The sequence below is a fragment of the Alkalihalophilus marmarensis DSM 21297 genome (assembly GCF_000474275.2).
Taxonomy (GTDB): domain Bacteria; phylum Bacillota; class Bacilli; order Bacillales; family Bacillaceae_D; genus Alkalihalophilus; species Alkalihalophilus marmarensis.
Map to the genome: position 1 here is coordinate 1 of NZ_ATAE01000074.1, position 932 is coordinate 932.

1 protein-coding gene is annotated in these 932 nt (G+C 31.4%); it reads right to left on the reverse strand.

Going from position 1 to position 932, the window contains the following annotated elements; all coding sequences use genetic code 11:
* Nucleotides 1-109: 109 nt before the first annotated feature.
* Nucleotides 110-775, reverse strand: coding sequence for an HAD family hydrolase (locus A33I_RS19240; protein WP_022629943.1), 666 nt, complete (start codon nt 773-775; stop codon nt 110-112).
* Nucleotides 776-932: the final 157 nt, after the last annotated feature.

A 932-nucleotide genomic window follows, 5' to 3' on the forward strand; every position in this document is an offset into this window, starting at 1 on the left:
TGTATATTTCCCTTGTTCTTTTGCGATCTCAATCCCTTAAAATGTACAAAAAAATGCGTCCCTGCTTGTTGCAGAAACGCTACACGTTAGTTTAGTAAGTAAATACTATTTATTTCACTTTGCTACCCATCAGAATATCTTTTAACTGCTCAACAGTATCGACAATAAAAGTAGGGTTAGAATGTTTTAATTCTTCAAATGAACCATACCCATAAGTAACACCAATAGAGTCAATACCAGTATTATTTGAGCCGATAATATCGTGCTTTCTATCTCCAATCATAATAAAGTCTCCAAGTTTAAATTCAGTATATGTATCTAGTATATATTGAATGATTTCAGTTTTTGATGCTCTTGTACCATCAAGATTGCTCCCTACTATAAGTTCAAAATACTGGTCAATATTAAAATGCTTTAGTATTTGCTCAGAGAAAACAGTAGGCTTTGAAGTTGCAACAACTAAAGCATTTCCTTGTTCTATTAACGATTCTAATAACAAGGGAATATTTAAATATAACTCATTTTCAAACATTCCTTTTTCCTTAAACCTCTCCCTATATAAATTTATTGCTTTTTGTGAATTTGCCTCATTAAAATTGTAATATTCAGTAAATGACACTTGTAATGGTGGTCCAATAAAGCCTTCTAGTTTATCAATATCAGGCTCAAAAATGCCCATCTTATGTAACGCATATTGAACAGATTTAGTTATTCCTACCTTTGGGTCTGAAAGTGTTCCGTCTAAATCAAATAAAATCACTTTATATTTATTCATATGAGACCTCCCTCTAAACTAAACATACCATAAGAAAAACAAATAAGTTCAAATTCTTTATTCAACTAACCTGCCCGTTCGTATTATAAGGTCAGCCAGATAAGAAAATATTTCTGGTTGACCATTTGTTATATGGTTTTATTATAACGGTAGCCGG